The 5,419-nt window shown below is 45.6% G+C and carries 5 protein-coding genes; 4 read left to right on the top strand and 1 reads right to left on the bottom strand.

All coding sequences use genetic code 11. From position 1 onward, the window contains the following. Positions 1-159 precede the first annotated feature (159 nt). The 4 genes from RIB93_RS29725 to RIB93_RS29710 all read left to right on the top strand — a co-directional run bounded on the left by RIB93_RS29725 (position 160) and on the right by RIB93_RS29710 (position 3,938). A complete protein-coding gene (locus RIB93_RS29725) occupies positions 160-375 on the top strand; it encodes a hypothetical protein (protein WP_446378482.1) in 216 nt (71 codons plus the stop codon). Positions 376-702: 327 nt separating this feature from the next. Continuing rightward, positions 703-2,922, top strand: a complete 2,220-nt coding sequence (topA, locus tag RIB93_RS29720; protein WP_446378480.1) for a type I DNA topoisomerase — start codon at positions 703-705, stop codon at positions 2,920-2,922. Positions 2,923-2,949: 27 nt separating this feature from the next. Continuing rightward, the gene (locus RIB93_RS29715) at positions 2,950-3,753 is read left to right on the top strand and encodes a PDDEXK nuclease domain-containing protein (protein ID WP_446378478.1); all 804 of its coding nucleotides are present in this window, start codon (positions 2,950-2,952) and stop codon (positions 3,751-3,753) included. Then, positions 3,750-3,938: a hypothetical protein gene (locus RIB93_RS29710; protein WP_446378484.1), complete on the top strand. Its 189-nt coding sequence runs from the start codon at positions 3,750-3,752 to the stop codon at positions 3,936-3,938. Before RIB93_RS29715 ends, RIB93_RS29710 begins: the two co-directional genes overlap by 4 nt. Positions 3,939-4,217: 279 nt before the next feature. Here the strand turns inward: RIB93_RS29710 and RIB93_RS29705 are convergent, their stop codons facing one another. After that, positions 4,218-4,661 carry an FHA domain-containing protein gene (locus tag RIB93_RS29705; RefSeq protein WP_446378476.1) on the bottom strand — a complete coding sequence of 148 codons (444 nt, stop codon included), beginning with the start codon at positions 4,659-4,661 and terminating at the stop codon, positions 4,218-4,220. Positions 4,662-5,419: the final 758 nt, after the last annotated feature.

The raw sequence follows: 5,419 nt of genomic DNA, 5'->3' as shown, positions 1-5,419 counted from the left end.
GCTCAAAAAAACTCTCAAGAGTCCCAAAAACAATTACTGTTTCTTTAGAAGATATTCAAGTGTTTAATTTTTCAGACTTTTTCCCTTGATTGGATATGTAGTTTCTTGTACTTCAAGTTGAAGTGCGGAGTCTAGGTTATAGACAACGTGATTCTATCTATGGGCATGAAATGCAAACTAATTAATCCTTCTGATGTGTTATTTGATTTTAAAAAAAGGATTTCATATCCGTTAACAAAAAAAGATTGTAAAGATTTCCATAATGTTTTTACACGGATAAACAACCAACTATGGCACTGTACCCAAAATATGTCTTACCCAGACTTCTATCAAGCTTGGCATCAAGCAAACACGGATCAGAAAGAGCAGAATTGAGCGATCACGGAACTGATATGAGTAATTAATGAACGTTGAAATCATTGGGTCAATGACTAAAATCGAAACAATTGCAATTAGCAAATAGATTCGTGAGGTAGCACGGCTACGAAAAATATATTCTATAGGAATAAGGCAAAGTCTCTACCAAATAATGTATCCTAACCGCTATTGCGGTTGCTATACTTTGTCGCTAATTGCGGCGGTGTTACAATTGAAAAACTTAAGCAGTATGTCTAGAATCAAGAGCGCCCTGATTCATCCCGTCACGGAAAGTGAGAGTCTTCTCAGGGCATCAGGATAAGTCCTCATCTCCTGCCAAAAGCCATGGCGAATCTATTAATTATCGAATCAGGTGGTAAGGTCAAAAAACTTAAATCCATTCTCGGTGCTGGCTGGACAGTTAAAGCTAGTATGGGTCACGTTCGGGAATTAGCCGATGATGGTCAAGATTCTCTAGGGTTTGATTTGGACGGTTCCCAGGTTCACTGTCGCTATGTTCCCCGGAGTAGTCAAGCCAAGAAAATCTTATCGGAATTACGCGGTGCGATTCGCCAAGCTGACCGCATTTACCTGGGGACTGATCCTGATAGAGAAGGGGAAACCATTGGCTGGCATTTAACCCAGGCTTTACGATTAAAAAATCCGCTACGAGTGACCTATACCGAGATTACCAAAGCCGCCGTCGATCGCGCGATCGCACATCCGAAAACCCTTGATTCTAATTTAGTCGCCGCCGGACGCGCCAGGGATTGTTTGGATAAATTGGTGGGATATAAAGGAAGTCGATTAGTCTGGCGTTTGAATAACGGCTGCAAGTCTATGGGACGGGTGCAGAGTGCAACACTGCATCTATTGGTGAAGCGAGAACAGGAGATTTTGGCATTTAAACCCCAGGATTATTGGGTCGTCTGGGTTGAGTATCAGGAGGGATTTAAGGCTGTTTACGCAGGTCGAACTTACCCGCAAACGACGCAACGGCGGAATTCGAGGGATAAAAATAAGACTCAACCCGATGATGCAGGTGAGGAGACTCCAGTATCGGAAGGAACACGGGTACTCTCTCAGGAAGACGCGGATCAACTCGTTGCGATCGCACGCTCTCATTCTCATTATGTTGTCACAGTAGAGGGAAAAACCGTTAAACAATCTCCCCCAGCCGCATTTATCACTTCTACGCTTCAGCAATCTGCTGGTGCTAAACTCAAGCTGAATCCAGAAGTCACCATGAAAATTGCCCAAAGTCTCTATGAAGCGGGACATATTACCTATATGCGGACGGATTCGGTGGCGTTGTCTCCAGAGTTTTGTCAGGCGGCGAAACAGTGGCTTTTACAGCATGACCCAGATAATGTACCCTCTAGAGTAGCCTCCCATCGCTCCAAATCCGGGGCGCAAGAAGCCCATGAAGCGATTCGTCCGACTCATGTTGAACGCATACCAGAGCAATTATCGGTTCAACTGACTAGGGATGAGGCAAAACTGTATGATTTAATTTGGAATCGCGCGATCGCAACCCAATGCTGTCAAGCTCAATTATCCAAAACTCGGATTATCACCCAATCGGGGGATGTATTTTGGGAAGCTAGGGGACAAGTGTTAATTGTACCTGGTTATACTCGCTATTGGAATAATATCGCCGCCGATTCCCAACTACCCGCAGTACAGCCAGGACAATCTCTAACATTAGATAACGCGGGTGCGGATAAGAAACAAACCCAGCCACCGCCGCGCTACAGCGAACCTAAACTGGTGCAGGTGATGGAACGTTCGGGGATTGGTCGTCCTAGCACTTATGCGCCAACGATTAAGACATTGAAAGCGCGTAATTATGTTCAATTAAGTAAAGGGAAATTGCAGCCAACCCAACTGGGAATGGAACTGGATGCATTTTTGGCACAGGTGTTACCGGATCTAATTCAGCCAGAATTTACCGCTAAGATGGAATCGGACTTGGATGCGATCGCGTCTGGGAAATTGGATTGGGAGTGTTATTTAACCGGGTGGAATCGAGATTATTTTGCTCCGGCGCTTAACTCGGCATTTTCCCAAGTTCCAGAAATAGCCAGTCAAACTCAGTCTACCCCGAAGGGTGAATCAAAACGGCGTCCGAGAACGGAACTCACGGATTATTCCTGTCCTAAATGTCAGCATCGGATGACTAAGGTATTTTCTACCTCTAAGAAGCTAAAAGCGGATCATTTCCTTAGTTGTGATAATCGTGAAGGGGGATGTGGGGCGGTCATGTTTTGGAATGGGAAGGCTCTTGAGTATGAGTTACCGCGTTCGGAACGTCCTGTAGCCGCCAAACCAACCAAACCAGCCAAATCAGCCAAACCCGCCAAACCAGCTAACTTAACGGAATATATTTGTCCCAAGTGTGGCAAGCCGTTGGAGTTATATGAATATGAGAAAGAGGGTCAAGCGAAGAAGATGCTACGTTGCGCCAATCCCAAGTCTCGTCAGGGGAAATGTAAAAATGTGGCTTATTTTTGGACGAAAAGGGGGACGTTTTGGAGTCCCAAGTTGGGCGAGGTAAAAAAGTGATGGATATAACATTAAGGAGGCTGCTGCGTGAGTGAAATCGAGCCAGTCACAACCGAGGAACTGTTCGCCGAAGTCAAAGCCTTAATCGATGCAGCAAAACAGCGCGTCGCTGGCACTGTTAATGCCGAACTTACCCTCCTCTACTGGCATATCGGACACCGCATCTATACGCAGATTCTCAAACGCGATCGCGCTACCTACGGCAAACAAATTATCAGCACCCTCGCCCAACAACTGACCCAAACCTACGGTAAAGGCTGGAGCAAACGACAACTGTGGCATTGCGTTCATTTTGTCGAAACTTTCCCCGACTTGGAAAAAGTGAACACACTGTGTTCGGAATTGAGTTGGTCGCACCTGCGGATAATGGGCAGCATTGAAGACCCCCTCAAACGAGACTTTTATATCGAACTCGGTGCCGGATTTACTTTTGTTGCTCGTCAGAAGAAGCTACAGATTGATGATGATGACTTCTATCTTGATCTGCTTTTTTATAACCGTAAACTTAAACGCCTCATCGCTATTGATTTGAAACTGGGTAGCTTCAAAGCCGAATACAAAGGACAGATGGAACTGTACCTACGCTGGCTTGCCAAATACGAACAAGAACCCGATGAAAACCCACCCCTCGGTATCATTCTTTGTGCTGGCAAAAAGCAGGAACAAATCGAACTGCTGGAACTCGATAAAAGCGGGATTCATGTCGCGGAATATCTGACTGTCTTACCGCCTAAAGCCGTGCTACAAACCAAACTGCAACAAGCGATTACCGATGCTCGCAGGCGATTTGCTGCGGCTCCCCCAACATCTGCGGAGGATGAACCCCAATGAATGAAGCCGAAACCCGCCAACCCACCCGCCGTCCTCGCATTCTCTTTCTCGCAGACCGCAACATCCTCGCCAACCAAGCTTTTATCGACTTTTCCGCCTTCCCAGCCGATGCGTTAGTCCGGATTGACCCGGAAGCGATCGCTAAAAAAGGCAAAGTCGCCCGGATACTCGCCAAGCACTGTTAGACCAGTACATCCGTGAGGGGGTAGGGGAACTCAACCAGGATAAGTTACCCAAACTCTTAGAACTGAAGTATCACAGCATTGACGACGCTATCTCTGAACTCGGAGACCCTGGGCAAATTCGAGAGGTCTTTGTCAATTTCCAAGCATGGCTCTATTCAGACCAAGACCAAGCCAGTTAAATGCTTTAAGCTGTTTTTCACCCCTTCAGCCCTTAGCGACCATTTGAGTAGCATTAACTGCGGCTCCCTCAGCTCCCCCAACTCCCTACCCTTACAGATATTAACTTCCGCTTAACATGGTGCCTAATCGTCCCGGAAGAGGGTGATTTCCCGTCCCCGAATCGTGATGGCGCAGCAGTTTTAACAAAGGTTCTGGTATAGTTGCACTCAGACTAATTTGTAATTGAGGACCCGACAGAGCAAGGCGAATTAGCGTTTCTTTTTGAATCTCTAATTCTGTAATCGGTTGACCGTCCTTATACGTCCCATTGTTACCAAAGTTAATCAATTTCCATTGATTCCCCATACACCGCAATTCCAGATGGTAACGCGAGACAACCGAACTTCGCAGCACAATATGGTTATCTGCACAGCGCCCTATTTTAATAATCGGTTGATCAGTAAAATGCCATTGTTGAATCGGTACACTATGAGATGGCGATCGCAGTGATACCGTAACAACATTTGGAGCAAGATTTACGCCTGACAAAGATTTATGAATCAATTGATGCACCCCTAAAAATCAAACTTTGATAGTTAGTTTATTGGGCTTACTATTTCTAGAAGCCTACACTGTACTCCTAAGAGTCAGTGTGTGAAGTTGTCCCTTTAATCATGACACGCCTCAGACGAATCGCATAGCGCGATTCATATCTAGGACATGACTGAGTGGGGAAATGTGACCAGAAATCCTAGATATTCCGTCCTTTCCCCACATCTCCCGCTAACTTGGGAGTTTTGCCTAGAGAGTACGCGATCGCAATAGCCGGATCGCTGTTGGTTATCACCTTAACACTATACCTAACTCACAATTGAGTTAAGATGCTCAGTATCACTTGATAGCTGATCACTTCAGTTTACAGAATCTGACCCAGTTTTTCACACCGTATTATTACGGAGCAAGTCCAAACCGCTATACGAGTGAATGTCCCGATGCTAGAATACCCATTCAATCATTAAAATTGATGGGATAATTTCCCAGTAATTGTAGCACAAGCTACCAAATCATCCCCTGCCAGGGAGAGTTAGGGAGGGGTCTGACCCCCCAGTTCAGTGACTCCCAGTATCATAATTTTAACTCTAATATAAATTAATAATAACCTAACCCGAATGGCACGTTCTTGAAGCCGAATCTGGCTAACTTGGATACCAGAAAATGATCCGGTTGGTTAACTCACTAGGGAAAAGACCCCTCCCATGCATGTCAACTTAAAGAGATGGGGAAATTGGGGGAAAAAGAAAGTTCTACATTAGACTGCAACT

Source organism: Coleofasciculus sp. D1-CHI-01, assembly GCF_040218875.1.
GTDB lineage: Bacteria > Cyanobacteriota > Cyanobacteriia > Cyanobacteriales > Coleofasciculaceae > Coleofasciculus.
Note: the sequence above shows the minus strand (reverse complement) of the source record. Positions and strands in the feature narration are given on the sequence as shown.